Consider the following 24,429-nt stretch of genomic DNA (forward strand, 5'->3'; position numbering starts at 1 on the left):
CGGCGTGGTCGGTGTGCTGTTCGCCCGGCAGGACGCGGGCACGATCGTCATCGACAACCTGGTGATGTCGTGCCGGGTGCTCGGCCGCGGCATCGTCGTTCAGCGCACCGCGCGGCGGCGGGCGTCGAGTACGGCGTCGAGCACCAGGAACGCCATGAGCGATATGCCGAATAGCGGCAGGAACCAGGCCACAGCGGCCGTTGCCACCAGGAGCAGCGCCAGTGCCCAAGATGGCAACCGGCGCCACCCGCCGCGCGGGAACGGCCTGCCGACGCCGAAGACGTCCCTGGTCGGCCTGCGCTGCCACCACATCCGGTAACCGAGCACGATCAGCACGATCGCCGCAACACACACCGCGGCCAGCACGACCTGGTTCGGCCAGCCGAACAGCAGGCCCATATGCGCGTCGATGCCCCAGCGGGCGAGCTTGGCCATGAGCGGGTAATCGGCGAACCGCAGCACGTCGAGCACCTCGCCGGTTGCCGGATGGATCGCTGCCGAATCCTGCTTCTCCGGCCAGCTGCGCTGGATCTGCCTGACGACATAGGCCTCGCCGTCCGCCACGGGCGGGACGATCTCGACCGGATTGTCCAGCCCCACCGTGCGTGCCGTGGCGAGCACGCGATCGACGCCGATATCGACTGCGGAATCACCCTGCCCGCCGGTCGACGGCTCGTGGCCGGCCGCGCCGTGCTCCGCGTGCTCGCCTACACCGACGGCGTCTGCCAGGACAGTGCCTCCCGCAGGGCGGCGACGTTCTCCCCGGCGAACTGCGACCAGGTCAGGCCGGTGGCTGACAGGAACAACAGCACGAGCGCCACCCGGGTGCCGGTGACGCCGTGCCAGGACAGCGTCCGCTGGCGTCCCGTCGTGGTGCGGTCGGGCCGCAGCCTGCGTCGGCGGCGCTTGCCCCACCACAACACCAGGCCGCCGAGCACGACGACCCACAGCCAGCTGGCGGCGAGCTCGCTGTAGATTCGGCCGACGTCACCGAGATGCAGGCCACGGTGCAGCTGGTCCAGCCACGCCCGGACGGGCAGCGCCTGCCCTGACCCGTACGTTTCGAGCACTCCGCGGACCTCGCCGTCGTGCGGGTTGACGAACGCTGTGTAGTGGTAGCTCTCAGCGAGCTCCGGCGAACTGAACAGCACCTGTGTGGTGTCGGTGTCCGAGGGAGCAGGCTGGATCGCCGCCAGCGTGCCCTCCGGGAGGGCGGCCTGTGCCGCCGCGACCTGCTCGGCCAGCGGCACCGACACCGGTGAGGCGGGAACGCGCAGCTCATGGTGTGGAGCGCCTGCTCGAGTTGCGGTGCGAACACGTACAGCAAGCCGGTCAGCGCCGCGATGAGAACGAACGGCCCGATCAGAATGCCCGCATAGAAATGCAGGCGGAGCAGCAGCGGCCGCACGGACCAGCTGGTGGGCGTTGGCGATGAGGTCTCGAGCTCGGCGGTCGACATACTGACCAGGTCGCCGCCTCAGCCGTGGTGGTTCCCACGCCATCGCACTGTGGCGCGGCTCACTGGCCTCCGAAATGCCGAACGGGCGGGGATCCTCCGAAGGATCCCCGCCCGTTACGCGGCTGGTAGTGGCTCAGCGCTGGATGTCCGCGGCCATCTCCTTGAGCTTGGCCTCGTACTCGCGACCGTGGTGTCCGCAGAACAGCAGCTCTCCGCCGCTGGGAAGTACCGCGCGCAGCTGTGCGGCTGCGCCACAACGGTCACAACGGTCCGCAGCGGTCAGTTCGGGGCGGGTGAGCGTCGGTGAGGTCATTGGAGTCTCCCTCCGTCCCGGCATCGGCGCGCCGATGCCATCAATTCAGCCACGACACCGTTCCCGGCTGGCGCCGTTCCCGGTGTTCGCTGCCTCCACTCTTGCAGACGTTTGGCCGCCCGCAAGTGTTCCCGTGTGTGTGGGAGGTGCGTCACGTCGATTTCCCCCGAATGCCCTAGATCGATCCCGCTGTTCGCCGAAACCGGTGGTCGTGGCGGCACGTTTGCCATGGTCAGGCACCATCATTGCGTGGACATTGCGGGTTCGAAACGGCGATTCGACACGGTCCCGGCGCCGATCTTGTTCGTTCTCAGCGGAATTTCGATGTACGTCGGGGCTGCGGTTGCGGTGTGGTTGTTCGACGTCGCGTCGCCGTCCGGAGTCGCGTGGCTGCGCTGCCTCGGAGCCGCGCTGATCCTGCTCGCCTGGCGCAGGCCGGGCCGCGCCGCGTGGCGGGGGCGGCCGCTGCTTCTGGCCGCGGTGTTCGGCGTCGTGACGGCGGGGATGAACGTCGTGTTCTACGAGGCGGTCGCGCGGTTGCCGCTCGGCACCGCCGTGGCGCTCGAGTTCACCGGACCGGTCGTGGTCGCCGCCGCCGGAACCCGCGGGCGGCGCGATGTCGCCGCGCTCGCATTGGTCGCCGTCGGCGTGGTGTGCATTGCCGACGTCCAGCTGCGCGGAAGCCCCGCCGGCGTCGCGTTCGCGCTGGCGGCCGCCGCGGCGTGGGCCTGCTACATCCTGCTCGGCAGGAAGGTGGCGCTCGACGGCAACGGCATCGACAGCCTCGCGGTCGGCTTCGCCGTGGCCACGGTGCTGCTCTCGCCGCTGGCGTTGGGCACACAGGCGGTGTGGGCTGCGCCGGACCTGTTGGTGCTTGGCGTCGGCGTGGGGCTGCTGTCGACCGTGGTGCCCTACGCGCTCGACCAGGTGGTGCTGCGCCGTGTCGGGCAGGCCCGGTTCGCGGTGCTGCTGGCGTTACTGCCCGTGACAGCCACGGTCGCGGGCTTCCTCGTACTCGGGCAGGTCCCGCGCCCGCTGGAGATCCTGGGAATCCTCGCGGTCGTCGGCGGGGTCGCGGTGCGCTCCCGTGACAATGGCGCGGTACGCGAACCTCCGTAGCGGGTGACGCAGCGCGACCGCGCTGGCAGGATGAGTGGATGACGAAGGCGGCATCGGCGGCCGCCAAGGACCTCGCCCTCGCGGGCGTCCGCGGTGTGCACCTGGCGTGGGCGGACAACAACGGCATCCCGCGCTCGCGGATCGTGCCGATCGGCGGCCTCGCCGACGCCGCGGCGCGCGGGGTCGGGGCCACGACGTTGTTCGCGGTGTTCGACACCCACGACCGCATCACCTACGCGCATTCCGGCCTGGCCACGCCGTCGGGCGACATCCGGCTGTTCCCGGTACTCGGCCGGCTCCGCAGGCTCGCAGGGCAGCCCGCGCTGGCATGGGTGCCCGCTCGTCAGGTGCTGGCGGACGGCGCCCCGTCGCCCTACTGCCAGCGCACGGCGCTGCAACGCCAGGTCGAGGCGGCAGCCCAGCAGGGGTTCGAGCTGCGAGCCGGGTTCGAGATGGAGTTCGCGGTGGCACCGGCGGGCAGCGTGGACATCGCCTCGGCGCCCGGGCATGCGGGACCGGCGTACAGCCCGCATGCGCTCGTACCGCTCGATGGCTTCATCGCCGCGCTGCTGCGCGACTTCGACGGTAACGGGCTGCGCATCGGTCAGCTGCACGCCGAGTACGGTCTGGCGCAACTGGAGCTCAGCCTCGCGGCGACCGACCCCGTGTCCGCGGCGGATGACCAGCTGCTGGCACGCCAGACGATTCATGCAGCAGCCCACGCGCATGGGCTGCGGGTGAGCTTCGCCCCGTTGGTCAGTCCGGAGGCCGCGGGCAACGGCTGGCACGTGCACACCTCGATCCGCCGCCATGGCCGCAACCTCCTCGCGGGTTCGGCTGCGCCGGAACGGGAGGGCGCGGGCTACCTCGCAGGCCTGCTCCGCGACCTGCCCGCGCTGACCGCCGTGACCGCGCCGAGCGTGCCGTCGTTGACGCGGCTGCGGCCCGGGTACTTCGCGAGCGCCTACACGTTCTGGGGCGTGGAGAACCGGGAAGCGCCGCTGCGGTACGTCCCTGGTTCGGAGCTGCTCGGCGCCGACCACGCCAACCTCGAGCTCAAGCCGTGTGACGCCGCCGCCAACCCGTACCTGGCGCTGGCGGTGCTGCTCGCCGCGGGCGTCGCCGGCCTCACCGAACGCCTCACGCCGCCCGCACCCATCGAAGCGGATCCCGGCACCTGGGCCGAGACGGAGCGGGAGGCGCGTGGCGTGCACCGACTACCGGTCACACCGGACGAGCAGGCTGCCGCGCTCGCCGGCTCGCCACGGATCGCCGATGCACTCGGCCCCGAGCTGTTCGGCGCGTTCCAGGCGGTGCGGCGCTCCGATGCCGAATGGGCCAGGGACAAGCCGCTCGAGGAGATCGTGCGCGCCCACCTGTGGCGGTACTGACGACGTGTCCCTCCTGCACGAGCTGAGCTCGTTGCCCGGCGCCGAGGAGGTGCTCCGACACGCGCGCGCCGAACGACCGCAGAAGAACGAGCTGTGTGGCGCGTTCGCCGGGCTGGTGTCGCTGCGTGCGCATGGTGTCGAGGTCACCGACCAGGATGAGGTGGCACTCGCTGCGGGAACGGTGCTGGCGTCAGGTGACGAGCCGAGCTGGCCGCCGGGGGAGTGCGGCCGTGCCGACTTCCGGCTCACGCTCCCGGTTGCCGGCGGCTCCGCAAGCGCCGGGACCTCGGCGATCGGGCTCGCACGGGCGATCGAGACGCTGTCCCACGGCGAGCTGGCGGCGGTGCCGGCGAGCGGTGAGTGGACCGTGCCCGCGCTCGGCAGGCTGCTCGACGGCGCACGCAGGCTGGGCAGGGTGGTCGTGATCGCCAATGTCGACACCGGGAAGTTCGCCGCACACGACACGCCACAGCGTCTACTTCGTGATTATCTCGACGCCGGAGAGATTCCACTGTGGACATCTCGCTGGCGGGTCGGCCATTTCGTGCTCGTGGCCGGAATGTCCACCGGTACGGCGGGAACGCTTGTGTCCGTTGTGGACACTTATCCTTCGCTCGGTGAGCAGGGGGTGCATCTACAGCCGATCGAGAACCTGGCCGCCGCACTGCGGCGCAAAGGAATGGCGCCGGGCGGGATGTTGCTGATCGTCCGCGCGGACTGGGCAGGCGCGGCGCGGGCGCTGGTCACGGATGCGGGGCTGCGTGCCCAACTGTGGGACAACGGCAGCCCCGCACCGCGAGGTCAGTCCAGGTAGTCGCGCAGCACCTGGGAACGGGACGGGTGGCGCAGCTTCGACATCGTCTTGGACTCGATCTGCCGGATGCGCTCGCGGGTCACGCCGTAGACCTGGCCGATCTCGTCTAAAGTCCGCGGCTGGCCGTCGGTGAGGCCGAAGCGCAGCCGCACCACGCCCGCCTCGCGCTCGGACAAGGTCTGCAGCACCGACTGGAGCTGGTCCTGCAGCAGCGTGAACGACACCGCGTCCACTGCCACCACGGCCTCGCTGTCCTCGATGAAGTCACCGAGCTGCGAGTCGCCCTCGTCGCCGATGGTCTGGTCGAGTGAGATCGGCTCGCGCGCGTACTGCTGGATCTCCAGGACCTTCTCCGGCGAGATGTCCATCTCCTTGGCGAGCTCCTCGGGGGTGGGCTCGCGACCGAGGTCCTGCAGCAGCTCACGCTGGATGCGGCCGAGCTTGTTGATCACCTCGACCATGTGCACCGGGATACGGATGGTGCGGGCCTGGTCGGCCATGGCACGGGTGATCGCCTGCCGGATCCACCAGGTGGCGTACGTGGAGAACTTGAAGCCCTTGGTGTAGTCGAACTTCTCGACCGCACGGATCAGACCCAGGTTTCCTTCCTGGATCAGGTCCAGGAACGCCATGCCCCGGCCGGTGTAGCGCTTGGCCAGTGACACCACGAGGCGGAGGTTCGCTTCCAGCAGGTGGCTCTTCGCCCGCTCGCCGTCGCGCACGATCCACTTGAGGTCGCGGCGCATCTGGGTGCTGAGCTTCTCGCCTTCGTCCTCGGCGATCCGCACTCGCTCGGCGGCGTAGAGCCCGGCCTCGATCCGCTTGGCGAGCTCGACCTCCTCCTCCGCGTTGAGCAGCGCGACCTTACCGATCTGCTTGAGGTAGGCGCGCACCGAGTCGGCGGAGGCCGTCAGTTCGGCGTCCTTGCGGGCCTGCCGCAGCGCCTCGGACTCCTCCTCGTCCCACACGAAATCCGGGTCGTTGGAGGAACGGGGCTTGCTGGCCGGCTCCTCCTCGGCGGGCTCGTCCTCGCCCTCTTCCTCGGTCACCGTCGCGTCGACGACGTCGACTTCCACCGCGTCGACATCGAGGTCGGACAGATCGACGTCTTCCAGCTCGGCGGCATCGATGTCGTCGCCGAACTCCGAGGACTCGCCCTTGGTCTTGGGCTTGTCGGTCTTGGCACCCTTGCGCGCCCGCGTCGTCTTCGCGGGGACCTTCTTCGCGGCCTGCGTGCCCTCTGACGTGGCCGTCCCGTTCGCGGCCGCCGTGCTGTCCTCGGCTGTCGCTTGCTTGGCGGCGCTCGTTGTCTTCGTCCCGCTTCGGGTTGCGGTCTTTGCGGCTGCCACGTACGCCCTTTCGCAGCGGTCGATCATGACGAGCCGGTACGCATGCGTCCCGGCTGCCCTAGATAGGGGAAACATGCCCCGGCCTGCGGTTTTCCTCCCGCAGCCGAGGGCCGTGTTCCATTGTAACGACGATGTGGGAAAGCGGCGCCAAGCGATCAACTTTTCCGCCGCGAGCCGGTGCTGCCGCGGTGTGTCGCCGGACGCTGCCGGTCAGTGCCCGATGCCCTCCGCCGCGGCCGCCGCTGCGCCCACGATTCCGGCGTTGTTCTGCAGCGATGCGACGATGACGCGGGTCCTGATGTTCAGCAGTGGCACCCATTTCTCCGCCTTCCTGCTGACCCCGCCACCGACGATGAACAGGTCCGGCCAGATGAGGTTCTCGAGCACGGTCAGGTAACGATCGACCCGCTTGGCCCAATCCGGGTAGGAGAGGCCCTCGTTGTCCTTGACGGAGGCGGCGGCCTTCTTCTCGGCATCGTGCCCGTCGACCTCGAGGTGACCGAACTCGGTGTTGGGGACGAGCTTGCCGTCCTGGAACAGCGCGCTGCCGATGCCGGTGCCGAAGGTGAGCAGTGCGACCACGCCGTGCCGGGCCGCAGGGTCACCGAAGCGCATCTCGGCCATGCCCGCGGCATCGGCGTCGTTGAGCATCGCGACGTCGTCGACGTGCCTGCCGATCCGCTTGGCGAACAGAGCGTCGGCATCGGTGCCGATCCAGCTCGGGTCGATGTTCGCGGCGGTCTGCGCCACGCCCTTCTTGATGACCGCGGGCAGCGTGATGCCGACCGGGCCGTCCCACTCGAACCGGTCCAGGATCTCGGCGACGACGTCGGAGACGGCATCGGGCGTCGCCGGCTGCGGGGTGTCGATCCGCATCCGGTCGCCGATCAGCTGGCCCATCTCCAGATCGACAAGGCCGCCCTTGATACCGCTGCCGCCGATGTCGATGCCGAGACCGCGGGTCGCCGTCATTGGCGTCGTCCTTTCCTATTCGATTCAGAAGCCATTGGCGGAGACTTTAGCTGTGTTTTGTGGGGCGCGGCCTCACACCCCACATGGGGGCAAGTCCCCATGCCCGCGGCCCATACCGACATGGGGGCAAGCCCCCATACCCGCGACCTCACACCCCACATGGGGCAAGCCCCCATACCCCCTCTGTGATCCCATGGTGGGCATGGGAGTTACCGAACCCGAGCCAACCGCACTGGCCGTCGTCGCGGAACAGGTCGCGGCCGAAGCCGCCGAGCTGGTCCTGCATGCGCGTGAGTCCATGCTCGCTGGTGGGGAAGTCGCTGTCGACACCAAGACCAGCAAGACCGACGTCGTCACTGCGGTCGATCACGAGTCGGAACGGTTCATCCGGGCGCGGCTGGCCGAGCTGCGCCCCGGGGAGCCCGTGCTCGGCGAGGAAGCGGGCGGGCAGCTCGGTGCGGGGGTCACCTGGGTCGTCGATCCCATCGACGGCACCGTGAACTTCCTCTACGGGCTGCCGGAGTTCGCCGTCTCGGTGGCGGCCCAGGTCGGTGGTGTGTCCGTGGCCGGCGCCGTCGTCGAACCGGTGAGCGGGCGGCGGTGGACGGCCGCGCGGGGTGCCGGGTCGTGGCTCGACGGCAGGCGGCTGCGGGTCAACGCACCCGAGCGGCTCGATCTCGCCTTGCTCGGCACCGGTTTCGCCTACGTGCCCGAGCGCAGGGCCCGCCAGGCGGAGCTGATCGCAGGCCTGCTCGGCCACGTCCGTGACATCCGCAGGCCCGGCGCGGCGTCACTGGACCTGTGCGCTGTCGCCGCCGGCTGGACCGACGCCTACTTCGAGCACGGCCTCAAGCGGTGGGACTGGGCTGCCGGCGCCCTCATCGCCGAGGAAGCGGGCGCGGTCGTGTCCCTGCCGGGTACGGATCCGGAGCTCGGGGTGGACGCCACCCTCGCTGCGCCACCATCGATCGCCGAAGCCCTTCGCGTCGCCGCCATCAAATGCGGCGCCGCCACCGTGTGACGATCAGCAGACTGTCGGGGCGGTGTGGTCGAGGAGTTCCTGGTCGACGACGGGGCCCTGGCCCGTCGACTGCTCGCTGTTGCCGGCATTGCGGTTCTGGGCGGACCAGGTCTTGAGCTGGTCGAGCACATCCAGTGCCGTGCGGGTGGGGCGGGCGTCGTTGAACCTGGTGCCGACCGCGAGGTCGACGGTGGCGTCCTGGCGGTTGTCTCTGACCAGTTCCAGGCACGGGTCGACGAGCTGGAGAGTGCGCGCTGCACTCTCACCGTTGGTGCCGAAGCGGATCTGCCCGTGGCAGTTCGCCGTCCGGTCGCCGTAGGCGTCATCGTTGTCCGGCTGGGCGATCTGCGTGAAGCCGAGCTGCCGCAGCCCTTCGGTCGTCATCGCCGCCTCGCCACGTGCGCCACTGGCGTTCAGCACGCGCACCGCGACCCGGTCCGGTGGCGCGGGCTGGGCGCCGGCGAGTGCGTCGTTGGCCTGCACGTCGTAGGTCACGCCCGCGGGTGGCGTCGCGGTCGGCTCGCAGTGGATTGCCGTGGTGAGATCGTCGGTGGACGACAGTGCGTTGACCCAGACGAATGTGGCCACGAGGCCCATCGCCCCCAGCACGATGAGTGCGGGCACCGGTTTGTACTTCCGGTACGGTCTGACGCGACTGCCTCGGACGCCCCCGTTCCCCGACACCACAGCCGTCCCTTCCGCATTTCCCGCCCGCACCATGTCATTTCATCGACACCGTCGTTGCTGATCAGCCTAGGCGTTACAGATCAACCCATGGCACACCCCTATCGGATGTCGTCAGGTTGTGACCCGAGAGCGCGCGACATCGCCGCCGGCCAGCCCGTCGACTCCGGATTCGGCCTCGAACGGCGCGAGTTCATTGAGGGGCGATTAGCCCTGTCGGGTGACGTATCGTCGGACTAGGGCGACCTGCCGCAAGCCCGGGTGAGCAGTGGGCTACCCTCTGCGGGCTCCCGGCCGACAGCGACCGTCTCGCACACGAGTTCATGACGACCGCCGAAAGAGACGTCGCTCACTGTCGTTTCCGGGCACAAACACGGGCGCTGGGACGTTGACCAGCGGCACGAAGGACTCTCGAGCGGCGGCTCGGGCGTTCCCGTACTGGTATCGAAGCTATCGCAGGGGTGAAGGGACAATGGCGACCGACTACGACGCTCCGCGCCGCAGCGAAGCCGACGAGCTGGCTGAAGACTCGTTGGAGGAGCTGAAGGCGCGGCGCAACGAGACGCAGTCTGGTGTGGTCGACGTAGACGAAGACGCGACCGCCGAGAACTTTGAGCTTCCGGGGGCCGACCTTTCGGGGTTGTCGGGTGAGGACCTGACCGTCAAGGTCGTGCCGAAGCAGGCAGACGAGTTCACTTGTTCGGTGTGCTTCCTGGTGCACCACCGCAGCCGGCTGGCCGAGGAGTCGGGCGGACGGCTCATTTGCCGCGACTGCGCCTGACGGCGCGGCCGGCAAGCGCAGCCGCGGGGGTGGAACGGCATCCGGAGGGGCTCACGCTGAAAACGGGTGGTCGAGCACACGCTCGACCACCCCGCTTCGTTTCAGGCGGTCTCTTCCGCCACGCCCCGTGCACGCAGGAGCGCCGCGAGCCGCTCGGGGTGACGCGTGCTGAACAGCCAGTACGGCGTGGGGTCCGCGGGATCGGTGAGGTGGACGCGCACCATCGTCGGCACCCAGCCGCGGTGCGCGACGAACGCGGCGGGATCCAGTTCCGGCCCGAGCGCCTTGCGTTTGCGGTCCTTGCCGATCACCTCGACGGCGCCGAGGTAGCGCAGCGGCAGGTGCGCGTCGCCGACCCACAGCTCGGGCTCGTCGCCACCGGTGACCTGGACCTTCAACCTGCCCATGCCCAGCAGCAGAACCACCGCCAGCGGCAGCAGGATCACGTAGGGCAGCCAGGCCCGGACGCCCGGGTAGCCCATGTGGATCTCCGCGGCCAGCAGTGCGCTGCCCACCAGCGGCAACGGCCAGCCCCACCACGACAGGTACAGCCGCTCCGCATACTGACGGCCGGTCTCGGTTCGCGCACTCGTCCCGCTGCTCACAGGGTCAGGGTAGTCTCGCGAGTCGTGTCCAGCGTGCAGGTCCTGCTTTCCCGCCTCGATCCCGGTGTGCCGCTGCCGGCATACGCCCACCCCGGAGATGCCGGTGCCGATCTCGTGACCACCTCCGACGTGGTGCTGCAGCCGGGGGAGCGGGCGGTCGTCGGCACGGGGGTGGCCATCGCGCTGCCGCCCGGTTATGCCGGCTTCGTGCACCCGCGCTCCGGGCTGGCCGCCAGGGTCGGGCTCTCGATCGTGAACACGCCGGGCACGATCGACTCCGGCTACCGCGGGGAGATCCGGGTGTGCCTGGTCAACCATGATCCGGTGGAACCGGTCGTGCTGGCACGGGGTGACCGGATCGCTCAGCTGATCGTGCAGCGGGTCGAGCACGCCGAGTTCGTGGAGGTCGCCGAACTCGAAGCGACCGTCCGCGGCGCGGGGGGTTACGGTTCGACGGGTGGGCATGCGGCCCTCGGAACGGAGTAGTGGTGGGGATTTTCGGACGTAAGCGCCGAGACCGGAGGCATGACGAGCGCGCCGAGGCAGCCGAGGTCGCCGAGGCTCCCGAGGTGACGGCCGCGGTCGTCACCGGGCCGGACGATCCCGCCGCGGACGCCTCCGCGGCGGAGGGGCCGTTCGACATCGCCGACGCGCCCGACGACGGTCGCCCGCGGATGGATCTCGGCTCGGTGCGGATACCGGTCCCGGACGGTTCGCAGGTGCAGGTCGAGATGGACCAGCAGAACGGCAACGTTCGCGCCGTCCACGTCGTCACCGCGCACGGCCAGGCCACGGTGAGCGCCTACGCCGCGCCCCGCTCGGGCGGGCTGTGGAAGGACGTCAGCACCGAGCTGGCCGAGCAGCTGCGTTCCGACGGCGCGAAGGTCACCTCGGGACGTGGCGAGTGGGGCATCGAGCTGTCGGCCATCGTCGGGGAGGTGGCGTTGCGTTTCGTCGGCGTCGACGGCCCGCGGTGGATGCTGCGCGGGGTGATCGCCGGTCCGCAGTCACAGGCCGCCCACGCGCCGGTGGCGCTGCGGGACATCGTGCGCGACACCATCGTCGTCCGCGGCGACTCGCCGATGCCCGTCCGCACCCCGCTGCCGATCAAGCTCCCCGAAGCCGTGGCAAGCCACATCGCACAACAGCAGGGCCAGGGCAGCTAGAGAATGTCTTGATGGTTTGCGTGGCGGTGCGAGTGGCGGAACCTGAGAGGCCTTCTCGCTCCGGGATCGCCTCCTCAAGAATGTCCAGTTCACCACGTCGTCGCTGTCCTCGCGAGAAGACGTCTCAGAACCCGCGGCGGCGTGGGCTGGTGGCCCACGGCAAGCGGCTCCGCCGCTTGTGAAACAAGCAGCCTCAGCGGGCGCGGAGCCACGCGAGGACGGCGGCCCTGCCGACGGCCTCCCGGTCGGCGCCGAACGCCTCCAACGTCGTCTCGCATACGCGCGCCCTCGGTAGCGCGCCGGCCCACACCTGGGCGGCGGCCAGCGGATGCACAGGATCGTCGGCACAGGCGGCGATCCCCACCGGCACCTCCAGCGTGCGCAGCCGTACCGGCTCGGGGGCGGGATGCGCCGCCGCGGCCCGCAGGCTCGCAGGCAGCGTGTCGCCGTGCCGTCGCCACGCGCGGTCCAGCTCCGCGGCCAGCCACGGCGCGACACCATGCGTGGCTGTGGCGAGCGCGGTGTCCAGCCCGGCCCGGTCGACCAGATCGGCGCAGGCCCGCGCTGCGACGGCGGCCGGTGCGTGTCCCGGTTCGCCGTGCCAGGCAGGCAGCGCTGCGAGCACCCCGGCGCAGCGGCCGGGGTTGCCAAGTGCCCAGTCGGTGGCGAGATGGGCGCCGAGCGAGATACCGCCGACCAGCAACGGCCCGCTCACCGTCCGCGCGAGGTCGTCGACCAGCGCCATGGTCCCCGCAACCACAGCCGTGCCACGCGGAGGTGCCGGTGTGATCAGCTCGATCCCGAGTGCGGCCAGCGGACGGGCGAACACCGAACGGACGAACACCTCATCCGAACCCGTGCCGGGCAGCAGGACGGCGGTTGGTCTCGGGTTAACGGACGTCACGTTGCGATCCTGGCGTAACTCGGTTTCCCTTGCTGCCACGAGAGCTAGGCTTGGTAAGCACGGGTCGGGGAATCCGGGCCCGCAGAGCACAGGAGTAGGGCGCCTATGTCCGCCAAAGAGGGCGGCTACTTCAGCCGGTTGGTTCGGAAGCTGACCAGCGACATCGAACAGTTGGACGCCGCTGATCTGTCGGAGAAGTCCGAGGCCGGTGGTGCGCAGCGGGCATGCGACTGCCGGTCGGGTGAGGAAGTAACCGTCCTCGGCCGGTTACGGAGTGTTGATTTGTGCCCGGCGAACGGAGCCGCCACCCTGGAGGCGGAGTTGTTCGACGGCACCGACGAGGTCACGCTGGTGTGGCTGGGCAGGCGCCGGATCCCTGGCATCGAGCCGGGGCGCACCATCAAGGTCCGCGGCCGGATGGCCGATCGCAACGGTCAGAAGGTGCTGTACAACCCCTACTACGAACTGTTGCAGACGACTGAGTGAGAGTTAGCGCGCGTGACTGAGCCCGACCGCACCGGCGAGAAGTCCGAGAGCACCGGGAAACCGGCTGCCACCGAGGCTGAGCGCGAACCGACACTGCTCGAGCAGATGGGCGGCGTCTCGGGGCTGTTCTACTCGTCGCTGCCGGTCATCGTGTTCGTCATCGCGAACGCCCTGTTCGGCCTGCAGGTCGGCATCTGGAGCGCGGTGGGCAGCGCGGTGCTGATCACCGTTGTGCGGCTCGTCCGCAAGGAGCCGTTGCAGCCCGCGATCTCCGGGTTCTTCGGTATCGCGATCGCCGCGTTCATCGCCTATCGCACCGGCTCGGCGAGGGGTTTCTTCCTCTTCGGTATCTGGGCGAGCCTCGTCTACTGCTCCGCGCTGGTCATCTCCGTACTGGTGCGCTGGCCGCTGGCCGGTGTGGTGTGGAGCTTCCTCAACGGCAGCGGGATGGCGTGGCGCAAGGACAAGCCGTCCCGCCTCGGCTACGACCTCGCCACGCTGGCGCTCGCCGGCGTGTTCGCCGCGCGTTTCATCGTCCAGCGCTGGCTGTACGAAGAGGACTACACCGGCTGGCTCGCCTTCGCCAAGATCGCGATGGGGTACCCGCTGTACGGCCTGGCCCTGCTCGTCGTCGTGTGGGCCGTGCGCCGGTCGGACAAGCGGCTCGCGGAACTGGCCGAGGCGCAGCGGTCCGACGAGCTCTCCGACGCCGAGATCGAGGCGCAACTGCGCGTGAAGTACGGCACCCCGCCCACGCGGGAGGCGTGAGAGCGCGGCTCAGTAACCGAGCGCCTTGCGGATCTCCGGCTCCACATCGCCCGGCGAGACGAACAGCAGCTCGTCACCGGCCTCCAGCGGGTCGTCCGGCTGCGGCACGATGACCCGATCCCCACGCAGGATCGTCACCAGCGCGGCGTCGCGGGGCAGTGCCAGGTCCCGCACCGGCATGCCCGCGAGCGGCGTCTCGGCGGGCAGGGTCAGCTCGACGAGGTTGGCCTGACTCTGCCGGAACGTCATCAACCGCACCAGGTCGCCGACGCTCACGGCCTCCTCGACCATCGCGGCGAGCATGCGCGGTGTCGACACCGCGACGTCGACGCCCCAGCTATCGTTGAACAGCCACTCGTTGGCCGGGTTGTTCACCCTGGCAACAACACGCCGGACCGCGAACTCCGTCTTCGCCAGCAGGGCGACAACGAGGTTCACCTTGTCGTCGCCGGTCGCGGCGATCACGACGTCGCACAGCTGGATTCCGGACTCCTCCAGCGTCGACACCTCGCAGGCGTCGCCGAGCACCCAGTCGGCCTGCTCGACCGTCTCCGGCATGAACTGCTGCGACTGCCGCTCGATGAGCATCACCGTGTGCCCCGCCTCGATCAGCTCGGAGGCGATGGAGCGGCCAACAGCGCCCGCGCCTGCGATCGCGACACGCATCAGCTTTCCTCCTCAGGACCGCGAGCAGCCACGCTCGTGACGTCGCTGACCGTGCCGGAGTGCGCGGCGACGTAGACCTCGTCGCCGGCCTGCAGCACGGTTTTGGACTGCGGCAGCACCCCGGTGCCGAACCGCATGACGAATGCCACCCTGCAGCCGGCGGCCTCCTCCAGCTCGCGCACGCTGTGCCCGATCCAGCGCTCGTGCAGGGGCAGTTGCAGCAGGGCGACGGTCCCCGTCGGGTCACGCCACGAGGTGGCGACGCCGTCCGGCAGCAGCGTGCGCAGGAAGCGGTCGGTCGTCCACGGCACGGTCGCCACGGTGGGGATGCCCAGCCGTTCGTAGACGGCCGCGCGCTTCGGGTCGTAGATCCGTGCGACGACGTGCTCGACACCGAAGTTCTCGCGGGCCACCCGCGCGGAGATGATGTTGGAGTTGTCACCGCTGGACACGGCAGCGAACGCGCCTGCCCTCTCGACGCCGGCCTCCACCAGCACCTGCCGGTCGAACCCCATCCCGATTACCTGCTGGCCGTGGAAGTCGCTGCCGAGGCGGCGGAACGCCTCGGGATCCCGGTCGATGATGGCGACGTCGTGGCCGAGCCGCTCCAGCGCCGCGGCCAGGGACGCGCCGACGCGACCGCACCCCATGATCACCACGTGCACTTCGTCTGCCTCCTCCGAGTCGTCGCCGACAGCGCTGAACCTACCCCGCACCCTGCCGTTCTCGTGAGCAGGTGCGCAGGCGATCCCCGAAGGACCCGGGCGCGACATACCCGCACAACATCGGGGATTACGCTCCTGCCGTGTCCAAGTTCGCCACGGCGACGAAACGGCTCGTCCTGGGCCGCCCCTTCCGCAGCGACAGGCTGGCGCACACGCTGCTTCCCAAGCGGATCGCGCTGCCGGTGTTCGCATCCGACCCGATGTCGAGCGTGGCGTACGCGCCCGAGGAGATCCTCCTCGTGCTGTCGATCGCCGGAGCATCCGCGTACGTCTACAGCCCGTGGATCGGGCTGGTCGTCGCGCTCGTCATGGTTGCGGTCGTCGCCTCCTACCGGCAGAACGTCCGCGTCTACACCTCCGGTGGGGGCGACTACGAGGTCGCGACGGTCAACCACGGTCCACGGTGGGGCCTGGTCGTCGGCAGTGCGCTGCTCGTCGACTACATCCTCACCGTCGCCGTGTCGATCGCCTCGGCCGCGGCCAACATCGGCTCTGTGGTGCCGTTCGTCGGCGACTACAAGGTCGAGTTCGCGGTCGTGGCGATCCTGGTGCTGATGGCGATCAACCTGCGCGGTACGCGCGAATCGGGCACCGCCTTCGCGATCCCGTCCTACGCCTTCGTGATCGGCATCCTCGCCATGATCGCCTGGGGGGCGTTTCGCACCTTCGTGCTGGGTGAGCAGATCCGCGCGGAGAGCGCGGGCCTACACCTGGTCGCCGAGGAGGACCACCTGGTCGGTCTGGCGTTCGTGTTCCTGATCCTGCGGGCGTTCTCCTCCGGCAGCGCGGCACTCACCGGTGTCGAGGCCATTGCCAACGGCGTACCGGCGTTCCGCAAGCCGAAGGGGCGCAACGCGGCCACCACGCTGCTGTTGATGGGCACGCTCGCGATCACGATGTTCCTCGGCCTGCTGTTCCTGGCCAGCCGCACGGGCGTGATCATGGCGGAGGACCCGGCGCGCCAGCTGGTCAACGCGCCACCCGGCTACGAGCAGAGGACGCTGGTCGCCCAGCTCGCCAACGCCGTGTTCGCCGGCTTCCCGCCCGCGACCTGGTACGTGATCTTCTTCACCGGCCTGATCCTGATCCTGGCCGCCAACACAGCGTTCAACGGGTTCCCGGCGCTGGGCTCGATACTGGCGCAGGACCGGTTCCTGCCGCGCCAGCTGCACACCCGCGGCGACCGGCTGGCGTTCAGCAACGGCATCCTGTTCCTCGCCGGCGCGGCGATCGTGCTCGTCATCGTGTTCAACGCCGACGTCACCAAGCTCATCCAGCTCTACATCGTCGGTGTCTTCGTGTCGTTCGTGCTCAGCCAGAGCGGGATGATCCGGCACTGGAGCCGCGAGCTGCGCGACGAGACCGATCCGGCGGTCCGGCGCCGGATGCGCCGCGCGCAGTCGGTCAACGCGTTCGGGTTGTTCATGACGTCCTCGGTGCTCCTGGTGATCCTGGCGACGAAGTTCCTCGCCGGTGCCTGGATCTCGATCGCCGCGATGGCTGCCATCTACTTCCTCATGGGCGGCATCCGCAAGCATTACGACCGGGTGGCCGAGGAGCTCAAGGAGGTCGAGGGGGAGCCGATCACCCTGCCCGCGCGCAACCACGCCATCGTGCTGGTGTCGCAGCTGCACCGGCCCACCCTGCGCGCGCTCGCCTACGCCAAGGCCACCCACCCCGACGTGCTCGAAGCCGTGACGGTCAACGTCGACGAGCCCGACACGCGCAAGCTCATGGACGAGTGGCACCGCCGTGGCTTCACGGTGCCGCTGAAGGTGGTGGAGTCGCCGTACCGGGAGATCACCCGGCCCGTACTCGACTACGTCAAGCGCATCCGGGGCGATCACCCCCGCAACGTCGTCACCGTGTTCATCCCCGAGTACGTGGTCGGCCGGTGGTGGGAGCACGTGCTGCACAACCAGAGCGCGCTGCGGCTGAAGACCCGGCTGCTGTTCCAGTCGCGGGTGATGGTCACCAGCGTGCCGTGGCAGCTGGAGTCGTCCAAGATCGCCTCGACGCGCGCCGACCGGGCGCGCCCGGTCGCCGGTGACGTCCGGCGCGGCCTCTACGAGCTGGCCCAGGGACCGGACGGCAGCCGCGGTCGCTCCAGCAAGGGACAGGACTCCGAGTAGTGACACAGGATTGGACCGGCCGGACGCTCGAGCTCGAGGTCGGTGCGGTCGCACACGGCGGGCACTGTGTCGCCCGCGCCGAGGGCCGGGTGGTGTTCGTCCGGCACGCGTTGCCGGGTGAGCTCGTCGTCGCCGAGATCACCGAGGACCGGGGCAAGGCGTTCTGCCGCGCCGACGCGGTGCGCGTCTTGCGTCCCTCGCCGGATCGCGTCGCACCGCCATGCCCTGCCGCCGGGCCGGGGCTGTGCGGTGGCTGCGACTGGCAGCATGCGAGCGGCGCCGCGCAGCGGCGGTTGAAGGCGCAGGTGGTGGCCGAGCAGCTGCGCAGGCTGGCCGGGCTGGACCGGCCGGTGGAGGTCGAGGAGCTACCGGGGGACCTGCTGCGCTGGCGCACGCGCGTCCGGTTCGTGGCGGGCCCGGACGGAACGCCGGGTCTGCGCGCGCACCGCAGTCACCGGGTGATCCCGCTGACCGACTGCCCGATCACCCTCCGCGAGGCGGCCGCGGCCGGTCTGGAGCGGCGCAAGCGGCCCGGTACCGAGGTCGAGGTGACCGAGGACGGCACGGGGCGAGTGCACGTCGCTGAGGTGCGCGAGGGCGGCAGGCCGCGCCAGCTCAGTGGAGGCGTGGCGGTGGAGGAGGGCGCGGGGCGCCGGTGGCGGCTGGCCGCGCACGGGTTCTGGCAGGTGCACCCGGCGGCGGCCGGCACGCTCGCCGACGCCGTGGGGGAGTGGTCGGCGGCATCGCCCGGCGCTCGCGTGTGGGACCTCTACGCCGGGGTCGGCCTGTTCGCCTCGGTGCTCGCCGGGCAGGTCGGGCCGGACGGCGCGGTGCTCGCCGTCGAGTCGGGTCGCCGCGCGGTGTCCGACGGCGAGGCGAACCTGGCCGATCTGCCGCAGGTGCGCTGGCAGTGCGGCCGGGTGGAGCACGTGCTGGCCGGCGCCGCCGAGCGGCCCGAGGTCGTCGTGCTCGATCCGCCGCGCAAGGGAGCCGGCCTGCCCGTCGTCAAGTCCATTGTGGATGCCTCGCCGGAGCGCGTGGTGTACGTGGCGTGCGATCCCGCGGCGCTGGCGCGCGATGTGGCCGCCTTCGCCGAGCACGGTTACCGGCTGCGGCGGCTGCGTGCCTTCGACGCGTTCCCGATGACGCACCACGTCGAATGCGTGGCCCTGCTGACCCGGTGATTCAGGCGGTTCCGCCGAGGTCGGCGATGACCGAGTCGGCGATCCGGCCAGGTGTGCCTGCGACGTCGACGGTGATGCCGTCCTCGTCGGACGCGAGCGGTTCGAGGTCGCCGAACTGTGAGTCCAGCAAGGACGGTGGCATGAAATGCCCGGTGCGGTCGGCCAGCCGCGTGCCGACGACCTCGGCGCTGCCGCTGAGGAACACGAACCGCACGCGGGCGCTCGCCTCGCGCAGGATGTCGCGGTAGGAGCGTTTCAACGCCGAGCACGTCACAACGGTGTTCTCGCCGGCGGCGGCGCGCTCGCTGATCCAGTCCCGGATGGTCCGCAGCCACGGCGCCCGGTCGGCGTCGGTGAGGGGAACGCCCGCGCTCATCTTGTCGATGTTGGCCTGTGGATGGAACTCGTCGGCCTCGGCCATCCGCCAGCCGAGCCGCTCGGCGAGTAGCTGGGCAACGGTGGTCTTGCCCGCGCCCGATACCCCCATCACCACCAGGCATGTGGATGTCATCACGGCTCCTCTTAAAGGTGCTACCTTTGGCGATGAAAGATAACACCATTAGGTCGGTCGGGGAAGTCCTCACCCGGGATAGGCTCTGTCAGTGGGCGTTGGTTTCGAGCCGGGCGCCGAGGTCCGGCACAGCACAGTGCTGGACGCGCTCGGGTCCGAGATCACCTCCGGTGAGCTGCCCGCCGGGCACGTGCTCACGCTGGACCGTATCCAGGAGCGGTTCGGCGTCTCCCGCACGGTGGCCCGCGAGACCATGCGGATCCTCGAGTCGATGGGGCTGGTGACGTCCCGGCGCCGCGTCGGCATCACCGTGCAGCCGCGTGAGGCGTGGAACGTCTTCGATCCCAGGGTGATCTGGTGGCGGCTGTCCGGCTCCGGCAGGCCCGCGCAGCTGCGTTCGCTGACGGAGCTGCGCATTGCTGTCGAGCCGCTCGCGGCGAGTGCGGCAGCCCGCTCCGCGTCGGCCGCGCAGCGCGACCATATCGTGCACCTCGCGGCGGAGATGCGGGCGCTGGGCGAGGCGGGCAGGCTGGATGACTTCCTCGAGCTCGACGTCGCCTTCCACACGCTGCTGCTGCGAGCCAGCGGCAACGAGATGTTCGGTGCGCTCGCCGATGTCGTGGCCGTGGTGCTGCGGGGCCGCACCCAGCTCGGTCTCATGCCCCACCAACCGGTACCCGAGGCACTCGATCTGCACGAGGAGGCCGCCCGTGCGGTCCGCGCGGGGCGTGGGCAGGACGCCGAGGCCGCCATGCGGAAGCTGCTGGCCGAGGTGCGTGACGCGATGCAGCCGCTGTGGGACCGCTGAGCCGCCGGCGCTCTCAGGCCGTCCGGACGGCGATGCCGGGATAGGACAGCACCAGCCCCGACTCGTCGTAGGCCAGCCGGCAGGCGAAGTCGAACGCGGGGGAGGCGTAGTCGTATTGCTGGGCGTCCTCCGTGCCCACGCGCTGATAGTCCTGCTCCAGCCGCTGGACGGACAGGTCGTTTGCGCGGACGTAGGCCGCCGGGGCTGCCGCGCGCGCCGCGAGCGGCAGGTCGAGGCGATGCACGGGGAAGGTGTTCGTCATCGCCGACGACTCGAGGTCAACGTCAAGGCAGCCGTCCAGCTCGGGCGCTGCCGCGCCGTCGATGCGCCAGTGCCCCGCGCCGTCGGACTCGAGCACTGTCGTGCGTTCCCCGGCAGCCGTCCGCCCGGTGATGCGGGCTGCCCGCGTCCGCCAGCCGCTGTCCACGACGATGTGGTAGGCGACGATCCACGGCAGGCCGTCCTCGACCGCGGTAGTGCATCCGTCGATGTGGCAGCCGTCCGCCGACACCCGGAAGTAACTGACTTCGAACCCTGCGCGCGCAGTCACATGCGTCCATGCCGCGCTCGCGGGCGGTGTGGCGAAGGGCATGGCGGTGACTGTAGCCAGTGCAAGCCAGTGCACCGGCGGGAAACGCTCGGACAAAGGTATCCACCACGTGTGGGTGAATTCACAGCCGCGGACTCTCCGTAGACTAGGCGGTCAAGGCAGGAACCGACGGCGAGCGAGGTGGAGGGTGACGTTGCTGGAGTCCGTAAACGGACCGGCCGACCTCAAGCGATTGGACCACGAGCAGCTGGGCGTGCTGGCCGAGGAGATCAGGCAGTTCCTCGTCGACAAGGTGTGCAAGACCGGGGGACACCTGGGGCCGAACCTGGGCGTGGTCGAGCTGACACTCGCACTGCACCGGGTGTTCGACTCGCCTCGCGACGCGATCCTGTTCGATGTCGGGCACCAGTCCTACGTGCACAAGATCGTCACTGGCCGGCGCGATGGTTTCGACCAGCTGCGCCAGCAGGGTGGTATCGCCGGCTACCCCGCGCGCACGGAGAGTGAACACGACCACGTCGAGAACAGCCACGCCTCGGCTGCGCTGTCGTATGCCGACGGTCTCGCCAAGGCGTTCCAGCTCGCCGGTGGCGGGCGGCACACCGTCGTCGTGGTCGGCGATGGCGCCCTCACCGGCGGCATGTGCTGGGAAGCCCTCAACAACATCGCCGCCAACCCCGACCGCCCGGTCGTCATCGTGGTCAACGACAACGGCCGGTCCTACTCACCGACCATCGGCGGCCTCGCCGAGCACCTCGCCTCGCTGCGGCTGCGGCCCGGTTACGAGCGGTTCCTCGACGGCGGACGCGAGCTGCTGCAGCACACGCCCGTGGTCGGCAAGCCCCTGTACACGGCCCTGCACGCCGCGAAGGCCGGGATCAAGGACGCGCTCAGCCCGCAGGTGATGTTCTCCGACCTCGGCCTCAAGTACTTCGGCCCGGTGGACGGGCACGACCTCAGCGCGCTGGAGAAGGCCCTGCACAACGCCAAGGCGTTCGGCGGGCCGGTCATCGTGCACGCGGTGACACAGAAGGGACACGGCTACGCGCCTGCCGTCAACCACGAAGCCGACCAGATGCACCAGACGGACCCGATCGACCCGCAGACCGGGCTGCCGCCGGTGAAGGGACCGAGCTGGACGTCGGTGTTCGCCGATGAGATCGTGCGGATCGGCGCCGAGCGGGACGACGTCGTCGCCATCACCGCGGCCATGCTGCGCTCGACCGGGCTGCACAAGTTCGCCGAGGCCTTCCCGGACCGCTGGTTCGATGTGGGCATCGCCGAGCAGCACGCGGTGACCTCGGCGGCGGGACTGGCGATGGGCGGGCTGCACCCGGTGGTCGCCGTGTACTCGACGTTCCTGAACCGCGCCTTCGACCAGCTCCTGATGGACGTGGCCCTGCACAAGCAGCCTGTGACGCTCGTGCTGGACCGGGCGGGCATCACCGGCCCGGACGGGCCGAGCCACCACGGCATGTGGGACCTCTCCCTGCTCGGCATGGTCCCGGGCCTGCGGGTTGCCGCACCGCGCGACGCCGAGACGCTGCGCGAGGAGTTGCGTGAGGCCATGGCGGTCTCCGACGGTCCCACAGCGCTGCGGTTCTCCAAGGGCGGCGTCGTGGACTCGGTGCCGGCGCTGACCCGCATCGGGACCGTCGATGTGCTGCGCCGCGGCACCAGCGACGACGTGCTGCTGGTCGTGGTCGGCGCGTTCGCGCGCCTCGGGCTCGCTGCGGCGGACCGGCTCGCCGACCAGGGCATCGGGGTCACCGTGGTGGACCCGCGGTGGGTCGTGCCGGTGCCGGACGAGCTGGTGGAGCTGGCAGCGGAACACCGGCTGGTGGTCACCGTCGAGGACAGTGGCAGGCACGGGGGTTTCGGTTCCGCGCTGGCGGCCGCCCTGCGTGATGCCGACTGCGATGTCGCGTTGCGTGACCTGGCGATCCCGCAACGGTTCCTCCCGCACGGGACCCGCGAGGAGGTGCTCGCCGACATCGGGCTGACCGCTCAGGACGTCGCGCGCCGGGTCACCGAGTGGGCGGCCAACCGGCTCGGCGAGGGGCAGTCCGCCACGCCGGCGCCGAACGCGGTCGAATCGCCTCGCGACTGACCTTTCAGCACATCCGCCCTTCACATAGGTCCTTCTCAGGAATCTGTGACACCGTGTTGACGTGCGGGTATTGGTAGTTGAGGACGAAGCGCCGCTGGCCGAGGCGATAGCGCGCGGGCTGCGCCGCGAGGGCATGGCCGTCGACGTCGCCTTCACCGGCGACGAGGGGCACGAGAAGGCGTCGGTCACGCGCTACGACGTGGTGCTGCTCGACCGGGACCTGCCAGGGATGTCCGGTGACGATCTGTGCAAGGAGATCGTCACCTCCGGCGAGCTGACGCGGGTGCTCATGCTCACCGCGAGTGGTGCCGTGTCCGACCGGGTCGAAGGGTTGTCGCTCGGGGCCGACGACTACCTGGCCAAGCCGTTCGCGTTCCCCGAGCTCGTCGCGCGGGTGCGCGCGCTGGGCAGGCGTGCCACACCGGCCGCGCCGCCCGTGCTGACCGCGGGCGACGTGGAGCTGGACCCCTCGCGGCGGACGGTGCGCAGGGCGGGCCGGCTCGTGGAGCTGACCCGCAAGGAGTTCGGGGTACTCGAGGTGTTGCTGGCCGCGGGTGGTGCCGTGGTCAGCAGTGAGGACCTGCTCGAGCGGGTCTGGGACGAGAACGCCGACCCCTTCACCACGACGGTGCGGGTGACGGTGATGACCCTGCGGAAGAAGCTCGGTGAGCCGGGCATCATCGAGACGGTGGTGGGCTCGGGTTACCGGGTGCCGGATGCGGGTTCGACCGCGGGGTCTGGTTCCCTTCGGGGGTGACCCCGCGAACCGGCTTCCCGGCGCGCAGCCTGCGTGCACGTATCACCGTGCTCGCGACGGTTCTGGCCGCATCGGTCAGCGTGGTGCTGCTGTGGCTGGCCTGGACTCTCGTCGGTGACGCGGTGGCGGCGGTACCCCAGCTGCCTCCTGGTACGACCGTGCGGGTCGACGGTTCCACAGTGGACGCCTCGGTGCTGGCCGAGCATCTACGCGACCACGCCCGCAAGCGGGTGGTGATCGCGGGATCGATCGCGTTCTGCTTCGTCGTGGCGGCCTCCGGCATCCTGGCCTGGACGCTGACCTCCCGCGTGCTGCGGCCGCTGCGCGAGATCACCGATACGGCGCAGCGGTTGTCGGTGGAGTCGCTGGGGGAGCGGATCGGCGAGCTCACCACCCGGGACGAGCTGGCGGAGCTGGCACGTACCGTCGACGCCATGCTCGACCGGCTGCAGGCCGCCTTCGAGGCGCAGCGGCATTTCGTCGCCAACGCCAGTCACGAGCTGCGCACACCACTGTCGGTGATTCGCACCGAGCTGGACGTCACCCTGGCCGACGAGAATGCCGACGAAGCCGAGCTGCGCCGCATGGCCGCCGTAGTGCGCGACGCGACCGAACGCGCTGACCAGCTGGTCGGTTCGCTGCTGCTGCTCGCGCGCACCGACGGCGCCGGGCTGACACTCACCGAGCCGGTGGATCTCGCCGTCGTCGCAGGCCGTGCCTGGAGCGCGGTGCGGGCCGAGGGAGAGCAGCGCGGGCTGCGGGTGGATCTGCACCTGACGCCAGCTCTGACCACCGGGGATTCCGCGCTGCTGGAGCGAGTGGCAGGCAACCTGCTGGAGAACGCCGTGCGGCACAACGTCGACGGCGGCTGGCTCGAGGTGACCACCCAGCCAGGGGCGCGCTCGGTGACGCTGCGCGTGCGCTCGTCGGGACCGCTCATCGACCCGGCGACGGTCGGCGAGCTGTTCGAACCGTTCCGCAGGGCGGGGGTGGCGCGCACCGCGCGTTCTGGAGCGGGCCTCGGGCTGTCGATCGTGCGTGCTGCCGTCCAGGCGCATGGTGGTGTGGTGAACGCCGAGCCGGTCGTGGGCGGCGGGCTCTCGGTCACGGTGCACCTACCGGCCACCGGATAGCCGGTTACGGTCGGGGCATGG

26 protein-coding genes and 1 pseudogene are annotated in these 24,429 nt (G+C 70.1%); 15 read left to right on the plus strand and 12 right to left on the minus strand.

The window, feature by feature from the left end; genetic code table 11:
* Positions 1-99: 99 nt before the first annotated feature.
* The 3 genes and pseudogenes from ABZ863_RS23140 to ABZ863_RS23150 all read right to left on the minus strand — a co-directional run bounded on the left by ABZ863_RS23140 (position 100) and on the right by ABZ863_RS23150 (position 1,772).
* On the minus strand, positions 100-780 hold the full coding sequence (locus ABZ863_RS23140) for a PepSY domain-containing protein (RefSeq protein ID WP_358539392.1): 681 nt from the start codon (positions 778-780) through the stop codon (positions 100-102).
* Positions 708-1,459 (minus strand): annotated as a pseudogene (locus ABZ863_RS23145) (PepSY-associated TM helix domain-containing protein). Before ABZ863_RS23145 ends, ABZ863_RS23140 begins: the two are co-directional and overlap by 73 nt.
* Before the next feature lie 133 nt (positions 1,460-1,592).
* Complete coding sequence (locus ABZ863_RS23150; protein WP_358539118.1) at positions 1,593-1,772, minus strand: hypothetical protein; 180 nt, start codon at positions 1,770-1,772, stop codon at positions 1,593-1,595.
* A 324-nt stretch (positions 1,773-2,096) separates the two neighbouring features.
* Between ABZ863_RS23150 and ABZ863_RS23155 the strand changes: the two genes are divergently transcribed.
* The 3 genes from ABZ863_RS23155 to ABZ863_RS23165 are packed head-to-tail and all read left to right on the plus strand — an operon-like array spanning position 2,097 to position 5,096.
* Positions 2,097-2,891, plus strand: coding sequence for an EamA family transporter (locus ABZ863_RS23155; RefSeq protein WP_358539395.1), 795 nt, complete (start codon positions 2,097-2,099; stop codon positions 2,889-2,891).
* A 38-nt stretch (positions 2,892-2,929) separates the two neighbouring features.
* Complete coding sequence (locus tag ABZ863_RS23160; RefSeq protein WP_358539121.1) at positions 2,930-4,282, plus strand: glutamine synthetase; 1,353 nt, start codon at positions 2,930-2,932, stop codon at positions 4,280-4,282.
* 4 nt (positions 4,283-4,286) lie between these two features.
* Complete coding sequence (locus tag ABZ863_RS23165; protein WP_358539124.1) at positions 4,287-5,096, plus strand: hypothetical protein; 810 nt, start codon at positions 4,287-4,289, stop codon at positions 5,094-5,096.
* Here the strand turns inward: ABZ863_RS23165 and ABZ863_RS23170 are convergent.
* Both ABZ863_RS23170 and ppgK read right to left on the minus strand, forming a co-directional pair.
* Positions 5,084-6,472 (minus strand): RNA polymerase sigma factor, encoded by a 1,389-nt coding sequence (locus tag ABZ863_RS23170; RefSeq protein ID WP_358539127.1) that lies wholly within the window; start codon positions 6,470-6,472, stop codon positions 5,084-5,086. The two genes, ABZ863_RS23165 and ABZ863_RS23170, sit on opposite strands and share 13 nt — an antisense overlap.
* A 183-nt stretch (positions 6,473-6,655) precedes the next feature.
* Positions 6,656-7,417: a polyphosphate--glucose phosphotransferase gene (ppgK, locus tag ABZ863_RS23175; protein ID WP_358539130.1), complete on the minus strand. Its 762-nt coding sequence runs from the start codon at positions 7,415-7,417 to the stop codon at positions 6,656-6,658.
* A 193-nt stretch (positions 7,418-7,610) separates the two neighbouring features.
* Here ppgK and ABZ863_RS23180 point away from each other — a divergent pair, with 193 nt between their 5' ends.
* Complete coding sequence (locus ABZ863_RS23180) at positions 7,611-8,438, plus strand: inositol monophosphatase family protein (RefSeq protein ID WP_358539133.1); 828 nt, start codon at positions 7,611-7,613, stop codon at positions 8,436-8,438.
* Between the two features lie 3 nt (positions 8,439-8,441).
* On the opposite strand, the gene cei is transcribed toward ABZ863_RS23180, so the two are convergent.
* The gene (gene cei, locus ABZ863_RS23185) at positions 8,442-9,158 is read right to left on the minus strand and encodes an envelope integrity protein Cei (protein ID WP_358539135.1); all 717 of its coding nucleotides are present in this window, start codon (positions 9,156-9,158) and stop codon (positions 8,442-8,444) included.
* A gap of 436 nt (positions 9,159-9,594) precedes the next feature.
* On the opposite strand from cei, the gene ABZ863_RS23190 reads away from it, so the two are divergent.
* Complete coding sequence (locus ABZ863_RS23190) at positions 9,595-9,903, plus strand: DUF4193 domain-containing protein (protein ID WP_009153915.1); 309 nt, start codon at positions 9,595-9,597, stop codon at positions 9,901-9,903.
* Positions 9,904-10,004: 101 nt separating this feature from the next.
* Here the strand turns inward: ABZ863_RS23190 and ABZ863_RS23195 are convergent, their stop codons facing one another.
* Complete coding sequence (locus ABZ863_RS23195; protein ID WP_358539139.1) at positions 10,005-10,508, minus strand: DUF3093 domain-containing protein; 504 nt, start codon at positions 10,506-10,508, stop codon at positions 10,005-10,007.
* Between the two features lie 24 nt (positions 10,509-10,532).
* On the opposite strand from ABZ863_RS23195, the gene dut reads away from it, so the two are divergent.
* Entirely contained in the window at positions 10,533-10,994 is a 462-nt protein-coding gene (gene dut, locus ABZ863_RS23200; protein WP_358539142.1) for a dUTP diphosphatase, read from the plus strand.
* A 2-nt stretch (positions 10,995-10,996) separates the two neighbouring features.
* On the plus strand, positions 10,997-11,674 hold the full coding sequence (locus ABZ863_RS23205) for a DUF3710 domain-containing protein (RefSeq protein ID WP_358539144.1): 678 nt from the start codon (positions 10,997-10,999) through the stop codon (positions 11,672-11,674).
* A 193-nt stretch (positions 11,675-11,867) separates the two neighbouring features.
* On the opposite strand, the gene ABZ863_RS23210 is transcribed toward ABZ863_RS23205, so the two are convergent.
* A complete protein-coding gene (locus ABZ863_RS23210) occupies positions 11,868-12,578 on the minus strand; it encodes an alpha/beta hydrolase (RefSeq protein ID WP_358539146.1) in 711 nt (236 codons plus the stop codon).
* A gap of 105 nt (positions 12,579-12,683) precedes the next feature.
* Between ABZ863_RS23210 and ABZ863_RS23215 the strand changes: the two genes are divergently transcribed.
* A complete protein-coding gene (locus ABZ863_RS23215; RefSeq protein ID WP_358539148.1) occupies positions 12,684-13,064 on the plus strand; it encodes an OB-fold nucleic acid binding domain-containing protein in 381 nt (126 codons plus the stop codon).
* 105 nt (positions 13,065-13,169) lie between these two features.
* Complete coding sequence (locus ABZ863_RS23220; protein WP_358539398.1) at positions 13,170-13,832, plus strand: DUF3159 domain-containing protein; 663 nt, start codon at positions 13,170-13,172, stop codon at positions 13,830-13,832.
* Between the two features lie 9 nt (positions 13,833-13,841).
* Here ABZ863_RS23220 and ABZ863_RS23225 read toward each other — a convergent pair whose 3' ends face one another.
* Positions 13,842-14,498: a TrkA family potassium uptake protein gene (locus tag ABZ863_RS23225; protein WP_358539151.1), complete on the minus strand. Its 657-nt coding sequence runs from the start codon at positions 14,496-14,498 to the stop codon at positions 13,842-13,844.
* Positions 14,498-15,163, minus strand: a complete 666-nt coding sequence (locus ABZ863_RS23230) for a TrkA family potassium uptake protein (protein WP_358539401.1) — start codon at positions 15,161-15,163, stop codon at positions 14,498-14,500. Before ABZ863_RS23230 ends, ABZ863_RS23225 begins: the two co-directional genes overlap by 1 nt.
* A 140-nt stretch (positions 15,164-15,303) precedes the next feature.
* On the opposite strand from ABZ863_RS23230, the gene ABZ863_RS23235 reads away from it, so the two are divergent.
* Positions 15,304-17,355, plus strand: coding sequence for an APC family permease (locus ABZ863_RS23235; protein ID WP_358539153.1), 2,052 nt, complete (start codon positions 15,304-15,306; stop codon positions 17,353-17,355).
* Positions 17,355-18,539 carry a class I SAM-dependent RNA methyltransferase gene (locus ABZ863_RS23240; RefSeq protein ID WP_358539156.1) on the plus strand — a complete coding sequence of 395 codons (1,185 nt, stop codon included), beginning with the start codon at positions 17,355-17,357 and terminating at the stop codon, positions 18,537-18,539. The genes ABZ863_RS23235 and ABZ863_RS23240 overlap by 1 nt, the downstream gene beginning before the upstream one ends.
* 1 nt (position 18,540) lies before the next feature.
* Here the strand turns inward: ABZ863_RS23240 and ABZ863_RS23245 are convergent, their stop codons facing one another.
* Complete coding sequence (locus ABZ863_RS23245) at positions 18,541-19,050, minus strand: gluconokinase (protein ID WP_358539159.1); 510 nt, start codon at positions 19,048-19,050, stop codon at positions 18,541-18,543.
* 91 nt (positions 19,051-19,141) lie between these two features.
* Here ABZ863_RS23245 and ABZ863_RS23250 point away from each other — a divergent pair, with 91 nt between their 5' ends.
* Positions 19,142-19,858, plus strand: coding sequence for an FCD domain-containing protein (locus tag ABZ863_RS23250; protein ID WP_358539160.1), 717 nt, complete (start codon positions 19,142-19,144; stop codon positions 19,856-19,858).
* Positions 19,859-19,871: 13 nt separating this feature from the next.
* On the opposite strand, the gene ABZ863_RS23255 is transcribed toward ABZ863_RS23250, so the two are convergent.
* Positions 19,872-20,450: a putative glycolipid-binding domain-containing protein gene (locus ABZ863_RS23255; protein ID WP_358539162.1), complete on the minus strand. Its 579-nt coding sequence runs from the start codon at positions 20,448-20,450 to the stop codon at positions 19,872-19,874.
* A gap of 145 nt (positions 20,451-20,595) precedes the next feature.
* Between ABZ863_RS23255 and dxs the strand changes: the two genes are divergently transcribed.
* The 3 genes from dxs to ABZ863_RS23270 all read left to right on the plus strand — a co-directional run bounded on the left by dxs (position 20,596) and on the right by ABZ863_RS23270 (position 24,408).
* Positions 20,596-22,518: a 1-deoxy-D-xylulose-5-phosphate synthase gene (dxs, locus tag ABZ863_RS23260; RefSeq protein WP_358539164.1), complete on the plus strand. Its 1,923-nt coding sequence runs from the start codon at positions 20,596-20,598 to the stop codon at positions 22,516-22,518.
* A gap of 61 nt (positions 22,519-22,579) precedes the next feature.
* Positions 22,580-23,275, plus strand: a complete 696-nt coding sequence (locus ABZ863_RS23265) for a response regulator transcription factor (RefSeq protein ID WP_358539166.1) — start codon at positions 22,580-22,582, stop codon at positions 23,273-23,275.
* On the plus strand, positions 23,272-24,408 hold the full coding sequence (locus tag ABZ863_RS23270; RefSeq protein WP_358539168.1) for a HAMP domain-containing sensor histidine kinase: 1,137 nt from the start codon (positions 23,272-23,274) through the stop codon (positions 24,406-24,408). The genes ABZ863_RS23265 and ABZ863_RS23270 overlap by 4 nt, the downstream gene beginning before the upstream one ends.
* The last annotated feature ends 21 nt before the right edge of the window (positions 24,409-24,429 follow it).

This window comes from Saccharomonospora sp. NPDC046836 (assembly GCF_040645195.1).
Classification (GTDB): domain Bacteria; phylum Actinomycetota; class Actinomycetes; order Mycobacteriales; family Pseudonocardiaceae; genus Prauserella_A.

What these genes read in the sequence shown, in the direction of transcription:
- ABZ863_RS23150 (WP_358539118.1), bottom strand. Translation starts at nt 1,772, where the DNA reads ATGACCTCACCGACGCTCACCCGCCCCGAACTGACCGCTGCGGACCGT.
- ABZ863_RS23155 (WP_358539395.1), top strand. Translation starts at nt 2,097, where the DNA reads ATGTACGTCGGGGCTGCGGTTGCGGTGTGGTTGTTCGACGTCGCGTCG.
- ABZ863_RS23160 (WP_358539121.1), top strand. Translation starts at nt 2,930, where the DNA reads ATGACGAAGGCGGCATCGGCGGCCGCCAAGGACCTCGCCCTCGCGGGC.
- ABZ863_RS23170 (WP_358539127.1), bottom strand. Translation starts at nt 6,472, where the DNA reads ATGATCGACCGCTGCGAAAGGGCGTACGTGGCAGCCGCAAAGACCGCA.
- ppgK (WP_358539130.1), bottom strand. Translation starts at nt 7,417, where the DNA reads ATGACGGCGACCCGCGGTCTCGGCATCGACATCGGCGGCAGCGGTATC.
- ABZ863_RS23180 (WP_358539133.1), top strand. Translation starts at nt 7,611, where the DNA reads ATGGTGGGCATGGGAGTTACCGAACCCGAGCCAACCGCACTGGCCGTC.
- cei (WP_358539135.1), bottom strand. Translation starts at nt 9,158, where the DNA reads ATGGTGCGGGCGGGAAATGCGGAAGGGACGGCTGTGGTGTCGGGGAAC.
- ABZ863_RS23190 (WP_009153915.1), top strand. Translation starts at nt 9,595, where the DNA reads ATGGCGACCGACTACGACGCTCCGCGCCGCAGCGAAGCCGACGAGCTG.
- ABZ863_RS23215 (WP_358539148.1), top strand. Translation starts at nt 12,684, where the DNA reads ATGTCCGCCAAAGAGGGCGGCTACTTCAGCCGGTTGGTTCGGAAGCTG.
- ABZ863_RS23220 (WP_358539398.1), top strand. Translation starts at nt 13,170, where the DNA reads ATGGGCGGCGTCTCGGGGCTGTTCTACTCGTCGCTGCCGGTCATCGTG.
- ABZ863_RS23225 (WP_358539151.1), bottom strand. Translation starts at nt 14,498, where the DNA reads ATGCGTGTCGCGATCGCAGGCGCGGGCGCTGTTGGCCGCTCCATCGCC.
- ABZ863_RS23245 (WP_358539159.1), bottom strand. Translation starts at nt 19,050, where the DNA reads ATGACATCCACATGCCTGGTGGTGATGGGGGTATCGGGCGCGGGCAAG.
- ABZ863_RS23255 (WP_358539162.1), bottom strand. Translation starts at nt 20,450, where the DNA reads ATGCCCTTCGCCACACCGCCCGCGAGCGCGGCATGGACGCATGTGACT.